The following is an 18,095-nucleotide window of genomic DNA, read 5'->3' on the forward strand; positions in this document are numbered from 1 at the left end:
AACAGTGCGAATGCGCGCAACCTTCGCGCTCCCCCAACCGCCCCCCTGAGGTACTTCGCCATGCTCGCGACCCGTCGTCCCCGCACGTTCGCCGCCCGGCTCGACTCCCGTACGGACTCCACCCCCCTCGCCCGCCACCTCCTCCGCGCCTACCTCGCCGCCCTCCCCGCCGGCGAACGCTACTCGGACATCGCGGAGTTGCTCCTCGGTGAGCTGTTCGCCAACGCCGTCCAGCACTCCGACGCCCCCGCCGACCGCCTCATCGAGATCCGCTTCGCCGTCACCCGCGACCGCCTCCGCATCGAGGTCCACGACGCCGCCGGCACCGGACGACCCACCCTCCACACCGCCACCCCCGACGACGAACACGGACGCGGACTCCTCCTCGTCAACGAACTCGCCGAACGCTGGGGCTGCTGCCCCCGCTCCGGCGGCATCGGCAAGTTCGTCTGGGCCCTCGTCGCCCCCGTCCTCCCGACCGTCACCGCCTGAAAGCCGCGCCCCCGATGCCACAGCAACAGCCCTGCCCCACCACCCTCGCCCGCCACGCCCTCGAACGCGGCGCCACCCCCGCCCAGGCCTACGCCCTCCTCGCCCGCCGCACCGGCCAACCCCTCCCCTCCGCCCGCGCCGTCTGCCTCGCCCTCGGCATCCCCCACGCCGAAGCCACCCACCGCCTCGACGACTGCCACGACGCCCTCCTCACCGACCCCCAACCGGGCTCCCGCCCCAACTCCGAAGCCGACACCGGCGAACTCCTCGAAGCCCTCGGCGTCTTCGACATCCCCCAACCCCTCGACCCCACCGGACAAGCCGTCGTCGACCTCTTCCTCGTCGCCATCGACGCCATGGGCGGCATCCGACCCGGACACCGCCACGGCCTCACCCGCTGGTTCACCACCGGCAACCTCACCGCCGCCTACCTCTCCCTCGCCGCCGCCCGACCCCTGCCCCGCACCGGCGACCCCGCCCGCTACTGGACCGCCCTCACCACCGCCGGCGAACTCCTCACCACCACCCCCACCCCCGACACCCGCATCAAACTCGCCCTCACCCACTGCCACACCCAAGCCACCAAAGCCACCCGCCCCTGAGCCGCAGCACAACTGCCACGCACAGGAAGTCGGCCCCACCGACCTCCTGTGCAGCACAAGCACCACCTGAACGACATCTGCTCAAACCCGATCAAGACCACCACGGACGAAAGGTCCAGCCATGGAAAAGGTGCTGATCACCGGCGGCGCGGGCTTCATCGGCTCGCACTTCGCCAGGCGGCTGCTGCGGTGTGACGACGTGACCCGCGTGACCGTACTCGACGCCCTCACCTATGCCGGGAGCGTGGAGAACCTGGGCGAGGCGATGTTGTCGCCCAAACTGGCGTTCGTCGCCGGCAACATCCTCGACGCCCTGCTGGTCGAACGGCTCACCCAGGAGCACACCGCGGTCGTCCACTTCGCTGCCGAGTCGCATGTGGACCGGTCCTTCTTCGACGCGGGTAACTTCCTCTCCACCAACGTCCTGGGCACCTACACGCTGCTGGAAGCTGCCAGGAAGGCCCGCATCCGCCGCTTCGTCCACGTGTCCACCGACGAGGTCTACGGGCCGCTGGCAACCGGTCAAGCCATCGAGGAAGACCCTGTACGGCCGAGCGTGCCGTACGCCGCGTCGAAGGCCGCCAGTGACCTCGTGGCGCTGTCCTACTTCCAGACGTTCGGCGTGCCGGTGTGCGTGACCCGCTCCTCCAACAACTACGGGCCGCGCCAGCACCCCGAGAAGATCATCCCGCTGTTCATCACCCGCCTCCTCAAGGGACACGAACTCACCCTCCACGGACGAGGCCAGCACGTGCGCAACTGGCTCCACGTCGAGGACAACTGCCGCGGCATCGAACTCGTGCTCCGCAGCGGCACGCCCGGCGAGGTCTACAACATCGGCGGCGGCACCGACCTGACCAGCAAGGAGCTGACCGGCATCCTTCTGCGATTGTTCGACGCCGACTGGGACCAGGTGCGCTACATCCCCGACCGGGCCGCCAACGACCTGCGCTACGCCATGGACTGGTCCAAGACCGCTGCCCTCGGCTACCAGCCCGGCAGGGACTTGGAGGACGGCCTCGCGGAGACCGCGGACTGGTACCGGAACAACCCCGACCGGTGGGCGCCGCTCCTGCGCATCCCCGCCGAGGCCCGCAAGCCCATCCACCACCCCGTGTGAGCCCCAACTCGCGACAACGGAAAGGACGATTCGTTGAACAGCACCATCCCCGAGTACCGGCGCAACGCGACCCCCTTCCTCTACGGCCAGGAGACCGCGGCAGTGGCCCGCGTGCTTGAGGCCGGCCAGTACGGACACACCGAGGTCACCGAGGAGTTCGAGCAGAAGGTCGCCGCGTTCCTCGGTGTGCGGGAGGCGGTGGCCGTCACCTCCGGCACCGCCGCGATGCACACCGCGCTCCTCGCGGCGGGCATCGGCCCTGGGCACAAGGTGATCGTCCCCTCGCTGACGTTCTGCGCGACCATCCAGGCGATCCTGGCCTGCGGTGCCACGCCGCGCTTCATCGAGGTCAACCCCGACACCCTGTGCATCGAGCCGGATGCGGTGGCGGAGGCGATCACCCCCGCCACCCGGGCCGTGATGCCCGTTCTGTTCGGGGGCCGCGCCATTGACCTCTCCAGCATCCGGAGCACGCTCGACGAGCAGGGCATCGCCGTCATCGAGGACGCCGCCCACGCCTTCGGCTCCCACAGCGGCCCTGCCCGGGTCGGCAACACCGGCGATCTGACGTGCTTCTCCTTCGGACCCGTCAAGAACCTGACGTGCGGCCAGGGCGGGATGGTCATCCCCCGCACCCCAGAGGAGGCCGCCACGGTTCGCAGACTGCGGCTGCTCGGTGTCGTCACCTCGCAGGCCGCACGGCAGGCCGCCACGTCCTACCGTGTGGAGGGCTTCGGCCTGCGCTACCAGCTGTCCTCGATCAACGCGGCGATCGGGCTGACCCAGCTCCCCAGGTTCAAGAGCACCGAGGTCAGCCGGCAGGAACTGTGGCGGGCCTACCGTGCGGAGCTGCACCACACGGTAGGCGTGACCCTGGTGGACGTGGACGTGGACCACACGGTGCCGCACCTGTGCGTGGTGCGGGTCGCCAACCGGGAAGCGGTCTTCCGGCAGATGCTTGCCGCAGGGATCGCGGTCGGCGTCCACTACCCGCCCAACCACCTCCAGCCCGCCTTCGCCCAGTGGCGGCGAAGCCTGCCGGTCACCGAGCAGATCGGGAAGGAGATCCTGTCGCTGCCGTTCCACCAGCACATGACCGAGGACGACGTCCGCCACGTCGCCTCCGCCCTCAAGCGCGCAATCGGGAGCGGGCGGTGAGGCGCGCGGCCGTCCTCGGGAAGGGTGCCCTCGCCGCACACGCCTGCGAGACGATCGCCGCTCTGACCGACACCGTACTGGACACGGTGATCCCGAACGCGGTCGAGCCGGACTGGGACGTACGGCTGTCCGACTACGTCACCGAGCGCTGGCCGACGACCCGCATCCTGCGCTCGGGCGACTGGCAGGACCTGGAGCCGGGCCGCTGCGACCTGGTGTTCAGCGTCCTCTATGACAAGATCATCGGTCCTGAGCTGATCGACGCCACCGAGCACATCATCAACTGCCATCCCGGCCGCCTGCCCGACTACCGGGGCGTTCGGCCGGTCAACTGGGCGCTGCGCAATCGCGAGCACCTGCATGGCATCACGATCCACGTCATCGACTCCGGGATCGACTCCGGGCCGGTCCTCGCCGAAGCGGCCTTCTCCATCTGGCCGGACGTGGACGAGGTCAAGGACGTGTGGCGGCGGGCCATGCAACACGGGCGGCTTCTCATCTCGGACACGCTGCCCAGGCTGGAGCGGATCGTGCCCCGCCCGCAGGAGGCATCCGCAGCGGTCACCCACTACAGCCGCGACAACGCCGAACTCGGCGAACGCAGCGACTGGACGCGGGCAGAGTCCGCAGACGGGACCAGCGTCCGCAGTGCCTGAGAACCCCGGAGTCCGGGGCGAACCCTCGCCCCGGGCTCCCGGCGATGGCTGCTCGTCAGTGCTCGACGGCGGCCGAGAGGAGCAGGTCCACCAACCGGTCAGCGGCGTCCGGCCGACCGTAGGAGCGCGCCCGCTCAGCAATGCCCGCACGCCGGTGGGCGTCGGTCAGCAGCGGGTCGACCGCCTCACGGAGGCGCTCTGCCGTCACATCACCCAGGAGCGCGACCGCCGCCCCGGCATCGTGCAGGTGGCCGGCGTTGTGGGCCTGCTCGTTGCCGGCCGAACTGGCGAGGGGAACCAGGACCCCAGCCTTACCCAGCGCCGTCAGCTCCGCGATCGTGCCCGCCCCGCTGCGGGAGAGCACCACATCGGCCAGCGCGAGGACGTCGGGCAACTCGGGACCGACGAACCCGGTGAGCAGATACCGGGACGCCAGATGCGGGGGAAGAGTCACGGCGTGGGCCCGCAGGGCTTCGACGTTCGCCGGGCCGCACTGGTGGATCACGTTGGCACTGGTCAGCAGCCAGGGCAGAACGTCGGCCACCAGTCCGTTGATCTGCTCCGAGCCCTGCGCGCCACCGGTGACGTACACGGTCGGGCGGTCCTGGCGGAATCCGTGCAGCCCGAGCGCCTGGATCGCCTTGTCCGCATGACCGGTCAGCACCTCGGGTCGCACCGGGTTGCCGGTGACGACCGCGATCCCACGGGACGCCTCCGGTAGCAGCGGCAGCGTGGACTCGGAGGACACCGCGATGCGTGCCGCCCGTCCCGCGAGCGTCCGGTTGGCCAGGCCCAGGCGCACCGTCTGCTCGTGGACGACGAGCGGGCGACGACACAGCGAAGCGGCGATGCCCACCGGCACGGCGACGTATCCGCCCGTGGCCAGTACCACGTCGGGGCGGAACCGGGAAACCACGGCGCGGGCCTGGGCGACACCGATCGGCACCCGCGCCATGTCCCGCACGTTCGCCGGAGAGACCATCCTGAGCGGGTTCCGGTGGCGTCGGATCTTCCCCGTGGCAACCGCGGCGAACTCGATAGCTTCACTCGCCGCGACACGGGATTCCAGGCTGTCCGCCGTGCCGACCCACAGGACGTCCAGCGCCCGGCCGGCAGTGGCGAGTCTCGCCCGCGCCGTGCGAACCGCAGTGAGCGCCGGGTAGGTGTGCCCGCCGGTTCCGCCACCCGTCACGATCAGCCGGAAAGGCCGCATCGGGAGACGGTCGACGGCATCGCTGATCACAGAAGGACTCCCCATCCGTTCGCACCTGGAAAGCGGCGGCCGAACACGGCGGACGATAGCAGCCACACAGAAGTCATGGTCGCCATCGCTACTCGAGCTGTGCGATGCCGTAGGCAACTTCATCCCATCGTGGACACCTGTGCAACACACCGCGAGCCACACCCACCTCCCGGCAGGGCGGCCGCCGACCGCCCCCACCGGCCTGACAGCCCGGAACTCCCGTACCCGCAGCGGAGGTCACCCCGTCGCCGGCCGGCTCCGGCGCGACGCCGTCGCCGTCGCTGTCGCTCAGGAGGAGGCCCACCAGGTCGAGGGCGCCGCGACGGTGTAGCCCAGCGACTCGTACAGCGGCCTGCCGAGCTTCGAGGCGGTGAGGGTGGCGGGCAGCTCTGACAGGTGGGCGAGGGCGCCGAGCATGACGGCCCGGCCCACGCCGCGCGAGCGGAACGCGGACGACGTGCTGATCCAGTAGTGGCTGCCGACGCCGTCGGCCAGGACGCTGACGCCGACGCCCGCGGTCTCGCCGTCGATCGAGGCGATGAAGACGTCCACGCCCGGCTGTTCGATCAGCGCCGGAGGGAAGAGCTCGCCGGGGCGGTAGGGCTGGAACCCGTCCAGTTCGAAGCCCTCGATCACGACCTGCTCGGCCGTCCGGAGGTCCTCGGGCCGCTGCACCCGGATCACGTCCAGGGCCGGTTCGGCGACGGGCCCGGGCAGGCGCAGCATGATCGGCATCTGCCAGTTGCGCAGGCCAAGGTGGTTCAGGTCGGTCGAGCTGAACGGGTCCTCGACGTAGGCCGTCCCCGTGGCCCCGCGGACCAGCTCGCCCACCTCGGCCAGTTCGCCCGGGTCGAGGTCGGGTTCCTGGATCAGGACCCGCAGGCCCGCGTGCTCGTCGCCGTCGACCGCGACGAATCCGCGGCGCCGGATCACCTCGTGCCCCCGGCTCCGGCCGGTCGCGGTCCAGAAGGCGGCGGAGTTGCGGGCCTGGCCGGTCGGCGCCTCGGCGAGGGACATGGACTGGTCGGTCGAAGTGGATCCCGTTGTCATTGCGCCCACGCTAGTACGAAATTGACCGATCGTAGGGACCAGTTCCAGGCGAGCGGCCTGGGCCACCCCCGGGGCCGCGGACGGCGACGGGCCCGGACGCTGCACGCGTCCGGGCCCGTTCGACGGCGGTCCGTCAGTGCGCGGCGGCTTCCCAGTTGGGGCCGATGCCGACGGAGACGTCCAGGGGGGCGCGCAGCGGGTAGGCGCCGGCCATCTGCTCGCGGACGATCGCCTCGACCTGCTCGCGTTCGCCCGGGGCCAGTTCCAGCACGATTTCGTCGTGCACCTGGAGCAGCATCCGGGAGGTGAGGCCGGCGGCGCGCAGCGCGTCGTCCACCCGCAGCATGGCGATCTTGACGATGTCGGCGGCCGAGCCCTGGATCGGGGCGTTGAGGGCCATCCGCTCGGCCATCTCGCGGCGCTGGCGGTTGTCGCTGTTGAGGTCCGGCAGGTAGCGGCGGCGGCCGAGCAGGGTCTCGGTGTAGCCGGTGGCGCGGGCCTCGTCGACGACGCGGCGCAGGTAGTCGCGCACGCCGCCGAAGCGCTCGAAGTAGGTGTCCATCAGGCCCTGCGCCTCGGCCGGCTTGATGCCGAGCTGCTGCGAGAGCCCGTACGCGGACAGGCCGTAGGCGAGGCCGTAGGACATCGCCTTGATCTTGCGACGCATCTCGGCGTCCACCGCGGCGCCGGGGACCTCGAAGACCTGGGAGGCGACGGTGGTGTGCAGGTCCTCGCCGGAGGCGAAGGCCTCGATGAGCGCCTCGTCCTCGGACAGGTGGGCCATGATGCGCAGTTCGATCTGCGAGTAGTCGGCGGTGAGCAGCGACTCGTAGCCCTCGCCGACGACGAAGGCGCGGCGGATGGCGCGGCCCTCCTCGGTGCGGACGGGGATGTTCTGCAGGTTCGGGTCCTGCGAGGAGAGCCGGCCGGTGGCGGCGACCATCTGGTTGAAGGTGGTGTGGATGCGTCCCTTGGGCGAGACGGTCTTGAGCAGGCCCTCGACGGTGGTGCGCAGCTTGGCCTGGTCGCGGTGGCGCAGCAGGATGACCGGCAGTTCGTTGTCGGTCTGGGTGGCGAGCCAGGTGAGCGCGTCGGCGTCGGTGGTGTAGCCGGTCTTGATCTTCTTGGTCTTGGGGAGGGCGAGTTCGCCGAAGAGGATCTCCTGGAGCTGCTTGGGCGAGCCGAGGTTGAACTCGTGCCCGGCGGCGGCGTGCGCCTCCTCGACGCAGCGCTGGATCTCGGCGGCGAACTGCGTCTCCAGGGTGGTGAGCCAGGGGCGGTCGGCGGCGATGCCGTAGCGCTCCATGCGGGCCAGCAGGGCGGCGATCGGCAGCTCCATGTCGCGCATCAGCTCGGTGGCGCCGACCTCGGCGAGGCGGGTGTCGAAGTGCGCGGCGAGGTCGAGCACGGCGCGGGCCTGCAGCATCAGGGCCTGGGCGTGTGCGGTCGGGTCCTCCTCCGGTGCGTCGAAGGCGAGTTGGCCGGTCTCGGCGGCGGGGGCCGGGGCGAGGGAGCGGGCCAGGTACTCCTCGGCGAGCACCTCCAGGGTGAAGGTGCGGCGGCCGGGCTTGTCGAGGTAGGCGGCGAGGGCGGTGTCGGCGACGACGCCCTCGATGGTCCAGCCGCGCTCGGCGAAGGCGCGCATGACCTGCTTGGCGATGTGCAGGGCCTTGGGGGCGGCCGCGTCGGCGAGCCAGGTGGCGAAGGCTCGTTCGTCCTCCTCGGCGAGCAGCGCCGGGTCGAACCAGGCGGCCGACGGCCCGGCGGCGAGCGCCACTTCGGTGACCTCGCCGGTGCCGAGCGCCCACTGGTAGACGGCGGCGAGGGCGACGGTGGTCTTGCCGTCGGAGGCGTGCTGCCGCAGCCAGGCGGCGAGGGTGCCCGGGTCGGTGAGCAGTTCGCCGTCCACCTCGACGCCGGGGGCGAGTTCGGCCTCCGCGGCCTCCTGGCCGGCGGCCGGGTCGATGCCGTAGACGCGGTCGCGGAAGTTGGCGTTGCGGAACTCCAGCGACTCCATCAGGGTGCCGACGGCGGCCTTGTCGAACGCCACGCGGGCCAGGTCGGCCACGCCGAGCGGGAGTTCGACGTCGCGGACGAGCTCGGTGAGGACGCGGTTGCGCTTGACCGAGTCGAGGTGGTCGCGCAGCTTCTCGCCGATCTTGCCCTTCACCTCGTCGGCGCGGGCGACGAGTTCGTCGAAGGAGCCGAACTGGTTGACCCACTTGGCGGCGGTCTTCTCGCCGACGCCGGGGATGCCGGGCAGGTTGTCCGACGGGTCGCCGCGCAGGGCGGCGAGGTCCGGGTACTGGCGCGGGGTGACGCCGTACTTCTCGGCGACCTTCTCCGGGGTGTAGCGGGTGAGTTCGGAGACGCCCTTGGTCGGGTAGAGGACGGTGACGTGCTCGGTGACCAGCTGGAGCGAGTCCCGGTCGCCGGTGACGATGTCGACGTCGAAGCCGGCCGCCTCGGCGGCCGTGGCCAGGGTGGCGATGATGTCGTCGGCCTCGAAGCCCTCGACCGTCAGCCGCGGGACGTTCATGGCGTCGAGCAGTTCGCCGATCAGGCCGATCTGGCTGCGGAACTCGTCGGGCGTCTTGGCCCGGTTGGCCTTGTAGTCGGGGAACTCGACGGAGCGGAAGGTCTGGCGGGAGAGGTCGAAGGCGACCGCGAGGTGGGTGGGCCGCTCGTCCCGGACGGTGTTGGCGAGCATCGAGGCGAAGCCGTAGACCGCGTTGGTCGGCTGGCCGGTCGAGGTGTTGAAGTTCTCCACGGGCAGGGCGTAGTAGGCCCGGTAGGCCATCGAGTGCCCGTCGAGCAGCATCAGCCGGGGTCGCGGGCCGGCCCCGCCGCCACCCGTCGCGCCCTTGTCCGTACTCTGCGTAGCCACGTCAACGTCCCGTTCCTGCCGATTCCACTACCGGCCACCGATCCTATGGCCCGGCACCGACAAAAGGGGCGCCGTGCAGGCCGGGCGCAGGACGGGCGCGGGGCGCGGCCGAAGGGCGCGCAGTCCGTCCCGCCACGCCAGCTCCCGGGACGCGATCACTACCGCGGAGTAGGGCGGTCGTACGATCACAGGCAAACACGACGACGTGACCCCCGAGCGGCAGGAGTTTCCCCCCATGACCGATGCGGCCCCCGACGCAGCCCCCGTCCTGAAGGTCCCGCAGGACGTGCTGGACCACTTCGCCAAGCTCGGCGTCACCCCGGAGACCTTCTCCGGCGGCCACCTCGGCGAGAAGCTCGGCATCCGGATCGTCGAGGCCTCCGGCGACCGGGTGGTCGGCACCATGCCGGTCGAGGGCAACCAGCAGCCGTACGGGCTGCTGCACGGCGGCGCGTCGGCCGCGCTGGCGGAGACGCTGGGCTCGATCGGCGCCATGCTGCACGCCGGCCCCGGCCGGTACGCGGTCGGCGTGGACCTCAACGCCACGCACCACCGCTCGGCCACCTCCGGGCTGGTCACCGGGGTCGCGACCGCCGTGTTCAAGGGGCGCACCGCCGCCACGTACGAGATCGCGATCACCGACGACACCGGCAAGCGCGTGACCAGCTGTCGGCTGACCTGCATGCTGCGCGACCTCTGACGTCCCCGGCGCCTCTCCGGCGCCTCCCCGTCAGCCATCCCGACGGCAATCCCGATAGCCGACGGATCATCAAGTCCCTTTTCCGCCCCCTTGTTTGACCATCGACTGCCCTGGGCAGGCGTTGGTCCGAACAAGGGGGCGGTGTCATTTCCGGACACCGGCTACACAGTTTTTAAACTTTATAACGCTCCGTAACAATCGAGAAATCAGACGACCCGTCAGCTCCGGAGCTCGAAAGCACTCCCGGAGCCCCTTGACAGGCGCGTTGATGTCCGTATTACGGACCTCAACGCCCGAAACCTGCACACCGAACGCTCTCGTCCGATTACCGGTGTATCCAGCAGCAACCCCCATTTCCAGCCCTTACATGGCTCTACCAGCGCCTGAGGGCCCGAAACCACCGGGTCGGTCGCGCTTGAACGACCACATGTTGAGACAACTGCTACGTGTGCTCATAACAAGAGAATCACAGCCTCGCCACACCCCTGCCGGAGCCGCCCCGGCGGCATCTAGAGTCACGGCCAGTCACCGCGCCACCGGATTGGGCCAGGCCCATCGCGCACCTCGGCTCCCGCCATTTCAGGCGCGGCGCCTTTCTGAACAGAAGGGGACACCCTCGTGCGTCATCGTTCAGCAGTTGTCGTGAGCATTGCCGTGATCGGCGCCCTCAGCCTCTCCGCGTGCGGTTCGCGCGGCGAGAAGAAGTCCGGCGACGGAGGCGGCAACGGCGGCTCCGCCACCACCGTCACCATCGGCGTCGACGCCCCGCTCACCGGCGACCTCTCCGCCCTCGGCCTCGGCATCCGCAACTCCGTCGAGCTCGCGGTCAAGAAGGCCAACGAGCAGAACGAGGTCCCCGGGGTCAAGTTCCAGATCAAGGCCCTCGACGACACCGCCAAGCCCGCCCCCGGCCAGCAGAACGCCACCCAGCTCGTCGCCGACAACAGCGTCGTCGGTGTCGTCGGCCCCCTCAACTCCAGCGTCGCCCAGTCGATGCAGCAGATCTTCAACGACGCCAACCTCGTCGAGATCTCCCCCGCCAACACCGGCGTCGCCCTCAGCCAGGGCGAGAAGTGGGCCAGCGGCGAGAAGAAGCGCCCCTTCAAGTCCTACTTCCGCACCGCCACCACCGACGCCGTCCAGGGCCCGTTCGCCGCCCAGTTCCTGGTCAAGGACGCCAAGAAGACCAAGGTCTTCCTCATCGACGACCAGAAGACCTACGGCGCCGGCCTCGCCGCCACCTTCAAGGGAGAGTTCACCAAGCAGGGCGGCACCATCGTCGGCGAGGAGCACGTCAACCCGGACGACCGCGACTTCGCCGCCATCGTCACCAAGGTCAAGAGCTCCGGCGCCGAGGCCGTCTACTACGGCGGCGAGTACCCCGCCGCCGGCCCGCTCTCCCTCCAGCTCAAGGAGGCCGGCGTCGCCATCCCGCTGATGGGCGGCGACGGCATCCAGAGCGGCGACTTCATCAAGCTCAACCCCAAGAGCCAGGGCGACTACGCCACCGCCGTCGGCCTGCCCGTCGAGCAGCTGCCCACCGCGGCCAAGTTCATCTCCGACTACAAGGCCGCCGGCTACAAGGACGCCTACGAGACCTACGGCGGCTACTCCTACGACAGCGCCTGGGCCATCATCGAGGCCCTCAAGAACGTCGTGACCGCCAACAACGGCAAGCTGCCCGGCAGCCCGCGCGCCGCGGTCGTCGACGCCGTCCAGAAGGTCTCCTTCGACGGCGTGACCGGCAAGGTCTCGTTCGACGAGTTCGGCGACACCACCAACAAGCAGCTCACCGTCTACACCGTCAAGGACGGCAAGTGGGCCGTGGAGAAGTCCGGCACCTTCAGCGGCTGAGCCGTCGGCCCCACTTCTCCAGCACCACAAGCGCGCGGGGGTGCCACGAGTGCCCCCGCGCGCGCCCACATCCACCACCCACGCGGACACCCCGAACGCACAACGGAGGCCCAGCGGTGCACGACCTACCGCAGCAGCTGGCCAACGGCCTGATCCTCGGAGCCCTCTACGGGCTCGTCGCGATCGGCTACACGATGGTCTACGGCATCGTCCAGCTCATCAACTTCGCCCACGGCGAGATCGTCATGGTCGGCGGCTTCGGCGCGCTGACCGCCTACCTCGCCCTCCCCGGCGGCACCACACTCTGGCTGGCCCTACCGCTGATGCTGATCGCCGGCATCCTGGTCTCCACCCTCACCGCCGTCGCCGCCGAGCGCTTCGCCTACCGCCCGCTGCGCAGCGCCCCCCGACTCGCCCCCCTCATCACCGCGATCGGGCTGTCCATCCTCCTCCAGCAGCTCGTCTTCTCCTTCTACCCCGACGCCAAGAAGGCCCGCGTCTTCCCCAAGATCCCCGGCGACCCCTTCAGCCTCGGCTCCATCACCATCCAGCGCAGCGACGTCTTCCTGATCATCGCCGCCCCGCTCTGCATGCTCGCCCTCGGCTGGTTCGTCACCCGCACCCGCTCCGGCCGCGCCATGCAGGCCACCAGCCAGGACCCCGACACCGCCAAGCTCATGGGCATCGACACCGACCGCATCATCGTCATGGCCTTCGCCATCGGCGCCGCGTTCGCCGCCGTCGCCGCCGTCGCCTACGGCCTGCGCAGCGGCCAGGTCGACTTCCGCATGGGCTTCCTCCTCGGCCTCAAGGCCTTCACCGCCGCCGTCCTCGGCGGCATCGGCAACATCTACGGCGCCATGCTCGGCGGCGTCGCCCTCGGCCTCGCCGAAAGCCTCGCCACCGGCTACATCCAGCACCTCCCCGGCATGCACCTCTTCGGAGGCGGCGCCTGGAAGGACGTCTGGGCGTTCGTACTCCTCATCCTCGTGCTCCTCGTCCGGCCCCAGGGCCTGCTCGGCGAGCGCGTCGCGGACAGGGCGTGACCACCATGACCACCACCAGCACCGAAACCACCCCGGTCATCCCCCTGCCGGCCCGGGCCGCCGCCGCCCTCACCGGCCTCGGCGCCCTCGCCACCGCGGCCTCCGCCGCCCTCTCCTGGACCTGGACCTCCGACTTCCCCGGCGACCTCACCTACACCGGCTCCCCCGCCGGCCTCCAGTGGCTCGCCCTCACGGCAGGCCTCCTCACCCTCGTCCTGCTCCTCGCCGCCCAGGGCACCCCCGGCCTGCGCTGGGCCGCCCCCACCCGCAGCCACAACGCCGTCCTGTACGCCGCCGCCGGCGCGCTCGCCATCAGCCTGTTCTCCGTCACCGCCATCTCCGTCGAACTCGGCGGGCTCGCCAACCTCGAACCCGGCGGCTGGGTCCTCGGCGCGGGCGGCATCCTCACCGTCCTCGGCGCCCTCGGCCTCCCCCTCGACCGGCGCACCCACGTCCCGCTGCGCGTCCTCGACCGGCGCCTCTTCCTCCTCGTCCCCGCCGCCCCCGTCGGCTGGTACGCGGCCCACGCCATCCCCGACGACAAGCCCGTCGCCCCGGTCATGACCGCCCTCGCCGGCGGCCTCGCCATCGCCACCGGCGCCATCCTGCTCGTCCAGCTCGGCCACCTCGCCAACAGCTGGCTGCGCCTCGGCACCGTCGAGCGGCCGCTGACCGCGCCGCGCCAACTCCCGTCCTGGGCCGAGGTCCTGCTGATCGTCGTCGCCTTCGGCCTCGGCCTCTTCGCGATCACCTTCGGCATCGACACCGAGTACGGCGAGCTCTTCACCGGCTACCTGCTGCTCGCCGCCTTCATCGTCGCCGCCCTCGCCAAGTCCGGCCTGCTCGCCCGGCTGCGCGCGCTGACCGTCAAGCACCGTCCGGTCACCACCGGCGCCGCCTTCGCCGCCGCCGCCAGCTTCCCGTTCACCCAGACCAGCGACCAGTACACCTCGGTCGCCGCCAACATCCTGATCTTCGCCACCGTCGCCCTCGGCCTCAACATCGTCGTCGGCCTCGCGGGCCTGCTCGACCTCGGGTACGTCGCCTTCCTCGGCGTCGGCGCCTACGCCGCCGCCCTGGTCTCCGGCTCCCCCGCCTCGCCCATCCACGTCCAGTTCCCTTTCTGGGCCGCGATGCTCACCGGCGCCGCCGTCTCCATGGTCTTCGGCGTCCTCATCGGCGCCCCGACCCTGCGACTGCGCGGCGACTACCTCGCCATCGTCACCCTCGGGTTCGGCGAGATCTTCCGCATCACGATGCTCAACCTGAACGGCACCACCGGCCCCAAGATCACCAACGGCTCCAACGGCATCCCGCGGATCCCCGACCTGGAGATCTTCGGCTTCGACCTCGGCAAGCCCCACACGATTGCCGGCATCGAACTCGGGCGCTTCTCCAACTACTACCTGCTGATGCTCCTCGTCACCGCCCTGGTCGTGCTCGTCTTCGCCCGGGTCGGCAACTCCCGCATCGGCCGCGCCTGGGTCGCCATCCGTGAGGACGAGACCGCCGCCGAGGCCATGGGCATCAACGGCTTCCGCCTCAAGCTCCTCGCCTTCGCCCTCGGCGCCTGCCTCGCCGGCCTCGCCGGCACCGTCCAGGCGCACGTCAGCTACACCGTCACCCCCGACCAGTACACCTTCGCCGAGGCCCTGCCGCCCAACTCCGCCTTCCTCCTCGCCGCCGTCATCCTCGGCGGCATGGGCACCATCAGCGGCCCCCTCGCCGGCGCCACCCTCCTCTTCCTCATCCCCAAGAAGCTCGAGTTCCTCTCGGACTACCAGCTCCTCGCCTTCGGCATCGCCCTCATCGTCCTGATGCGCGTCCGCCCCGAGGGCCTCATCCCCAACCGGCGCCAGCAGCTGGAGTTCCACGAGGCCGCCATCCCGGCCCAGCCCATCGCCGACACCGCAGCACTCACCAAGGCAGGGGCGTGACCAGCCAGATGACCACCACCGCTGTGGAGCAGCCCCAGGCCGTCAAGCCCCTGCTCGAAGTCTCCAACGTCACGATGCGTTTCGGCGGCCTCACCGCCGTCAACGACGTCTCCCTCACCGTCGGCGAGGGCGAGATCATCGGCCTCATCGGCCCCAACGGCGCCGGCAAGACCACCTTCTTCAACTGCCTCACCGGCCTGTACGTCCCCACCGAGGGCGTCGTCCGCTACCGCGACACCGTCCTGCCGCCCAAGCCCCACCTCGTCACCCAGGCCGGCATCGCCCGCACCTTCCAGAACATCCGGCTCTTCGCCAACATGACCGTCCTGGAGAACGTGCTCGTCGGCCGCCACAGCCGCACCAAGGAAGGCATCTTCTCCGCCATCCTCCGCGGCCCCTCCTACCACCGCGCCGAGGCCGAGAGCCGCGAGAAGGCCATGGAACTCCTCGCCTTCACCGGCCTCGCCGACAAGGCCGAGCACCTCGCCCGCAACCTCCCCTACGGCGAGCAGCGCAAGCTCGAGATCGCCCGCGCCCTCGCCTCCGACCCCGGTCTCCTCCTGCTCGACGAACCCACCGCCGGCATGAACCCCCAGGAGACCAGAGCCGCCGAGGAACTCGTCTTCGCCATCCGCGACAAGGGCGTCTCAATCCTCGTCATCGAGCACGACATGCGCTTCATCTTCAACCTGTGCGACCGCACCGCCGTCCTCGTCCAGGGCCAGAAGATCGTCGAAGGCGACCGCGAGACCGTCCAGAACGACGAACGCGTCATCACCGCCTACCTCGGCGCCCCGCTCGAAAGCACCACCACCGCAGTTGCGGAGACCGTTACGGAGACCGACCAGTGACCGCACTCCTCGAGGTCGAGGACCTCCGCGTCGCCTACGGCAAGATCGAAGCCGTCAAGGGCATCAGCTTCACCGTCAACCAGGGCGAGGTCACCACCCTCATCGGCACCAACGGCGCCGGCAAGACCACCACCCTGCGCACCCTGTCCGGGCTGCTGAAGCCCACCAGCGGGCGCGTCACCTTCGACGGCCAGGACCTCTCCGCCGTACCCGCCCACAAGATCGTGTCCCTCGGCCTCGCCCACTCCCCCGAAGGCCGGCACATCTTCCCGCGCATGACCATCGAGGAGAACCTCCTCCTCGGCGCGTTCCTGCGCAGCGACACGGCCGGCATCCAGGCGGACGTGGAACGGGCCTACGGCCTCTTCCCGATCCTCGGCGAGCGCCGCAAGCAGGCCGCGGGAACGCTGTCCGGCGGTGAGCAGCAGATGCTCGCGATGGGCCGGGCGCTGATGTCCCAGCCCAAGCTGCTGATGCTCGACGAGCCGTCCATGGGCCTGTCGCCGCTGATGATGCAGAAGATCATGGCGACGATCGTCGAGCTAAAGGCGAGCGGCACGACCATCCTGCTCGTCGAGCAGAACGCCCAGGCGGCGCTGTCCCTGTCCGACCAGGGCTACGTCATGGAGACCGGCCGCATCGTCCTGACGGGCACGGGCGCCGACCTGCTCCACGACGAGTCGGTGCGGAAGGCCTACCTGGGCGAGGACTGAGCCCAGCCACGAAGAAGGGCCCGCCGGTGCCGGCGGGCCCTTCTCGCTGTCTTCGCTACTCCCCCTTGGCCTCTTCGGCCTTCTTGCGGTCCTGGGCCTCGCCCTCCTCGATGACCGCCTCGGCCACCGCGGCCATCGTCATCCGACGGTCCATCGACGTCTTCTGGATCCACCGGAACGCGGCGGGCTCGTTCAGCCCGAACTTCGTCTGCAGCACGCTCTTCGCCCGGTCCACCAGCTTCCGGGTCTCCAGCCGCTGGGAGAGATCGGCGATCTCCTTCTCCAGCTCTCGCATCTCGGTGTACCGCGACACGGCCATCTCGATGGCCGGCACCAGGTCCGACTTGCTGAACGGCTTCACGATGTACGCCATCGCGCCCGCGTCACGGGCCCGGTCCACCAGCTCGCGCTGCGAGAACGCGGTGAGCATGAGCACCGGCGCCAGGTGCTTCTCGTGGATCTGCTCGGCAGCGGAGAGCCCGTCCAGGATCGGCATCTTCACGTCGAAGATCGCCAGGTCGGGGCGGAGCTCCTCGACCAGCCGCACCGCCGTCTCCCCGTCCCCGGCCTCGCCGACGACGGTGTAACCCTCCTCTTCGAGCATCTCCTTGAGATCAAGACGGATCAACGCCTCGTCCTCGGCGATCACAATCCGAGTGATCTGGGGCATATCGGTCTCAAGCGGCTGTGCCTGCTCGTCGGCGGCGCTCACGGGGCTCCTCGTTCCGGCGGGGTACTGCATGCATGAGGGTACCTAGACACGGTATGTTTGGTGTCGCAGGGTCGGGGCCAGCCTTCGAAACTGCGAATGCCCCGGTAGCCCAGCGGGAGAGGCGATGGTCTCAAACACCATACAGCGTGGGTTCGAATCCCACTCGGGGCACTTTTCCTTTAAATCGAAGGAATGTCGATCCGGCGCCACCGCTGGGGATCTTCACCCAAGCGAGTGAAGATCCCGTTGTTCGCAGGCCGACGTCCATCCGAGTGTGCAATCTCGGTCACATGTACGACATGGCCACAAGGCAACGAGCGCTTGACCTCCGCGCATCCGGGCTGACCGTCAGCCAAGTCAGCCGTGCGACCGGAATATCTCGATTTGCGATCCGCGAGTGGGCATCCGGTGCCGTGCCAAGCCCACGCATGACCGCCGAGTGCCCGGTTGGCGACGGCCGCCTCGATCCCGCACGGCCACGCCCTGACTATGCCTATCTGCTTGGCCTCTACCTTGGCGACGGCTGTATCAGCGAAGGCCGTCGCAAGGTCTACGCCCTCCGCATCGCCTGCTGCGACGCCTGGCCCGGTCTCATCGACGCGTGCGCACTGGCCATCTCGGCCGTCATGCCGCACAACAAGGTCCAGCGCGCCCACGCGCCCGGCTGCACCAGCGTCGTCAGCACCAGCAAGCACTGGCCGTGCCTCTTTCCGCAGCACGGCCGCGGCCCGAAGCATCTGCGGCCGATCGCCCTCGCGCCGTGGCAGCAGGAGATCACCGCCGCCCACCCGTGGGAGTTCCTGCGCGGTCTGATCCACTCCGACGGCTGCCGCATCACCAACTGGACGACCCGCACGGTCGGCGGCGTCCAGAAGCGCTACGAGTACCCGCGCTACTTCTTCACCAACACCTCGGCCGACATCGTCGGCCTCTTCACGGCCACCCTCGACGCCGTCGGCGTCCGGTGGAAATCCGTCGCCCGCCCCACCGGTGCCATCAACGTCTCCATCGCCCGCAGGGACTCCGTCGCCCTCATGGACGCCCACATCGGCCCCAAGTACTGACGGCGGCGCA

General features: G+C 70.0%; 16 protein-coding genes and 1 tRNA gene. 13 read left to right on the plus strand and 4 right to left on the minus strand.

The window, feature by feature from the left end; genetic code table 11:
* Positions 1-60: 60 nt before the first annotated feature.
* From F7Q99_RS05510 to F7Q99_RS05530, 5 genes are all read left to right on the plus strand, one after another.
* Entirely contained in the window at positions 61-492 is a 432-nt protein-coding gene (locus tag F7Q99_RS05510) for an ATP-binding protein (protein WP_153460318.1), read from the plus strand.
* 14 nt (positions 493-506) lie between these two features.
* Positions 507-1,094 carry a hypothetical protein gene (locus F7Q99_RS05515; protein ID WP_153460319.1) on the plus strand — a complete coding sequence of 196 codons (588 nt, stop codon included), beginning with the start codon at positions 507-509 and terminating at the stop codon, positions 1,092-1,094.
* Between the two features lie 121 nt (positions 1,095-1,215).
* Positions 1,216-2,214 (plus strand): dTDP-glucose 4,6-dehydratase, encoded by a 999-nt coding sequence (gene rfbB / locus F7Q99_RS05520; protein ID WP_153460320.1) that lies wholly within the window; start codon positions 1,216-1,218, stop codon positions 2,212-2,214.
* A 33-nt stretch (positions 2,215-2,247) separates the two neighbouring features.
* Positions 2,248-3,372 carry a DegT/DnrJ/EryC1/StrS family aminotransferase gene (locus F7Q99_RS05525; RefSeq protein WP_153460321.1) on the plus strand — a complete coding sequence of 375 codons (1,125 nt, stop codon included), beginning with the start codon at positions 2,248-2,250 and terminating at the stop codon, positions 3,370-3,372.
* Positions 3,369-4,028, plus strand: a complete 660-nt coding sequence (locus F7Q99_RS05530; protein WP_326846292.1) for a formyltransferase family protein — start codon at positions 3,369-3,371, stop codon at positions 4,026-4,028. The genes F7Q99_RS05525 and F7Q99_RS05530 overlap by 4 nt, the downstream gene beginning before the upstream one ends.
* Positions 4,029-4,083: 55 nt before the next feature.
* Here the strand turns inward: F7Q99_RS05530 and F7Q99_RS05535 are convergent, their stop codons facing one another.
* The 3 genes from F7Q99_RS05535 to polA all read right to left on the minus strand — a co-directional run bounded on the left by F7Q99_RS05535 (position 4,084) and on the right by polA (position 9,142).
* The gene (locus tag F7Q99_RS05535; protein ID WP_153465827.1) at positions 4,084-5,241 is read right to left on the minus strand and encodes a UDP-N-acetylglucosamine--N-acetylmuramyl-(pentapeptide) pyrophosphoryl-undecaprenol N-acetylglucosamine transferase; all 1,158 of its coding nucleotides are present in this window, start codon (positions 5,239-5,241) and stop codon (positions 4,084-4,086) included.
* Between the two features lie 318 nt (positions 5,242-5,559).
* Complete coding sequence (locus tag F7Q99_RS05540; protein ID WP_153460322.1) at positions 5,560-6,321, minus strand: GNAT family N-acetyltransferase; 762 nt, start codon at positions 6,319-6,321, stop codon at positions 5,560-5,562.
* Between the two features lie 133 nt (positions 6,322-6,454).
* Positions 6,455-9,142: a DNA polymerase I gene (gene polA, locus F7Q99_RS05545; RefSeq protein ID WP_153465828.1), complete on the minus strand. Its 2,688-nt coding sequence runs from the start codon at positions 9,140-9,142 to the stop codon at positions 6,455-6,457.
* Positions 9,143-9,443: 301 nt separating this feature from the next.
* Between polA and F7Q99_RS05550 the strand changes: the two genes are divergently transcribed.
* The 6 genes from F7Q99_RS05550 to F7Q99_RS05575 all read left to right on the plus strand — a co-directional run bounded on the left by F7Q99_RS05550 (position 9,444) and on the right by F7Q99_RS05575 (position 16,309).
* Positions 9,444-9,908 (plus strand): PaaI family thioesterase, encoded by a 465-nt coding sequence (locus F7Q99_RS05550; protein ID WP_153460323.1) that lies wholly within the window; start codon positions 9,444-9,446, stop codon positions 9,906-9,908.
* Between the two features lie 618 nt (positions 9,909-10,526).
* Positions 10,527-11,762 carry a branched-chain amino acid ABC transporter substrate-binding protein gene (locus F7Q99_RS05555; protein ID WP_326846293.1) on the plus strand — a complete coding sequence of 412 codons (1,236 nt, stop codon included), beginning with the start codon at positions 10,527-10,529 and terminating at the stop codon, positions 11,760-11,762.
* A gap of 116 nt (positions 11,763-11,878) precedes the next feature.
* Positions 11,879-12,808: a branched-chain amino acid ABC transporter permease gene (locus tag F7Q99_RS05560; RefSeq protein ID WP_326846294.1), complete on the plus strand. Its 930-nt coding sequence runs from the start codon at positions 11,879-11,881 to the stop codon at positions 12,806-12,808.
* A 5-nt stretch (positions 12,809-12,813) separates the two neighbouring features.
* Complete coding sequence (locus F7Q99_RS05565) at positions 12,814-14,745, plus strand: branched-chain amino acid ABC transporter permease (protein WP_153460324.1); 1,932 nt, start codon at positions 12,814-12,816, stop codon at positions 14,743-14,745.
* An 8-nt stretch (positions 14,746-14,753) separates the two neighbouring features.
* Positions 14,754-15,596 carry an ABC transporter ATP-binding protein gene (locus tag F7Q99_RS05570; protein ID WP_153465830.1) on the plus strand — a complete coding sequence of 281 codons (843 nt, stop codon included), beginning with the start codon at positions 14,754-14,756 and terminating at the stop codon, positions 15,594-15,596.
* Positions 15,593-16,309, plus strand: a complete 717-nt coding sequence (locus F7Q99_RS05575; protein WP_326846295.1) for an ABC transporter ATP-binding protein — start codon at positions 15,593-15,595, stop codon at positions 16,307-16,309. The genes F7Q99_RS05570 and F7Q99_RS05575 overlap by 4 nt, the downstream gene beginning before the upstream one ends.
* A gap of 55 nt (positions 16,310-16,364) precedes the next feature.
* Here F7Q99_RS05575 and F7Q99_RS05580 read toward each other — a convergent pair whose 3' ends face one another.
* Positions 16,365-16,979 (minus strand): ANTAR domain-containing response regulator, encoded by a 615-nt coding sequence (locus F7Q99_RS05580; RefSeq protein WP_153465831.1) that lies wholly within the window; start codon positions 16,977-16,979, stop codon positions 16,365-16,367.
* A 140-nt stretch (positions 16,980-17,119) separates the two neighbouring features.
* On the opposite strand from F7Q99_RS05580, the gene F7Q99_RS05585 reads away from it, so the two are divergent.
* Both F7Q99_RS05585 and F7Q99_RS05590 read left to right on the plus strand, forming a co-directional pair.
* Positions 17,120-17,192 (plus strand) — tRNA-Leu (locus tag F7Q99_RS05585).
* Between the two features lie 257 nt (positions 17,193-17,449).
* The gene (locus tag F7Q99_RS05590) at positions 17,450-18,085 is read left to right on the plus strand and encodes a hypothetical protein (protein WP_326846296.1); all 636 of its coding nucleotides are present in this window, start codon (positions 17,450-17,452) and stop codon (positions 18,083-18,085) included.
* Positions 18,086-18,095 lie beyond the last annotated feature (10 nt).

Source organism: Streptomyces kaniharaensis (genome assembly GCF_009569385.1).
Classification (GTDB): Bacteria; Actinomycetota; Actinomycetes; order Streptomycetales; family Streptomycetaceae; genus Kitasatospora; species Kitasatospora kaniharaensis.

Bases quoted from the DNA above. Each gene is read 5' to 3' on its own strand.
- F7Q99_RS05580 (WP_153465831.1), bottom strand. From the start codon at position 16,979: ATGCCCCAGATCACTCGGATTGTGATCGCCGAGGACGAGGCGTTGATC.
- rfbB (WP_153460320.1), top strand. From the start codon at position 1,216: ATGGAAAAGGTGCTGATCACCGGCGGCGCGGGCTTCATCGGCTCGCAC.
- F7Q99_RS05515 (WP_153460319.1), top strand. From the start codon at position 507: ATGCCACAGCAACAGCCCTGCCCCACCACCCTCGCCCGCCACGCCCTC.
- F7Q99_RS05550 (WP_153460323.1), top strand. From the start codon at position 9,444: ATGACCGATGCGGCCCCCGACGCAGCCCCCGTCCTGAAGGTCCCGCAG.
- F7Q99_RS05570 (WP_153465830.1), top strand. From the start codon at position 14,754: ATGACCACCACCGCTGTGGAGCAGCCCCAGGCCGTCAAGCCCCTGCTC.
- F7Q99_RS05540 (WP_153460322.1), bottom strand. From the start codon at position 6,321: ATGACAACGGGATCCACTTCGACCGACCAGTCCATGTCCCTCGCCGAG.
- F7Q99_RS05565 (WP_153460324.1), top strand. From the start codon at position 12,814: ATGACCACCACCAGCACCGAAACCACCCCGGTCATCCCCCTGCCGGCC.
- F7Q99_RS05590 (WP_326846296.1), top strand. From the start codon at position 17,450: ATGACCGCCGAGTGCCCGGTTGGCGACGGCCGCCTCGATCCCGCACGG.
- F7Q99_RS05535 (WP_153465827.1), bottom strand. From the start codon at position 5,241: ATGCGGCCTTTCCGGCTGATCGTGACGGGTGGCGGAACCGGCGGGCAC.
- polA (WP_153465828.1), bottom strand. From the start codon at position 9,142: ATGCTGCTCGACGGGCACTCGATGGCCTACCGGGCCTACTACGCCCTG.
- F7Q99_RS05510 (WP_153460318.1), top strand. From the start codon at position 61: ATGCTCGCGACCCGTCGTCCCCGCACGTTCGCCGCCCGGCTCGACTCC.